This window comes from Streptomyces sp. P17, assembly GCF_032436805.1.
In the GTDB taxonomy this organism is placed as follows: domain Bacteria; phylum Actinomycetota; class Actinomycetes; order Streptomycetales; family Streptomycetaceae; genus Streptomyces.
The window spans coordinates 1-426 of sequence record NZ_JAVRBF010000354.1 but is presented as its reverse complement, the minus strand read 5'-3'; the positions used below and the strand labels follow the sequence as shown (position 1 = coordinate 426).

Annotated in this window: 1 pseudogene; it reads left to right on the top strand. The window is 38.7% G+C overall.

Annotated elements, in window-relative coordinates:
- Window positions 1-426, top strand: a pseudogene (locus RMT89_RS41250) (hypothetical protein); the annotation flags it as partial.

Sequence of the window (426 nt, the reverse complement as noted above, 5' to 3'; positions counted from 1 at the left end):
ACACCCCCGACAAGAAAAGAGCTTCTACACCCGAGTTCTTTAATGAATACAAGCCGATTGAGGGGGTCAGCCAAGAACACAACAGAAGGCATTTCAAAAAGGCTTTGACCGAACATCTTGCTCAACTTGTTGAAGACGGGTTTTACAAAAATAGGGAAGAACTTATCGACTCGCTAAACACAGCAGAATATAAGGTTTCGAGGGTCACGAAAAAGTCTATTTCAGTTATAAATCTCGAAACAGGCAAACCCACAAGACTCACAGGGGCGATTTTCGAAGAAGGAGCGGATTACAAGCACTTTTCAAGCGAAGATTACAGAAATGAACTTATGAAGCGATATGAAGAAGAAAGGCTTGAAAAAATAAATAAGCAAAAAGAACTATACAAAGAACTAATGAATGAAAAAAGAAAAAACCTCAAAAGCA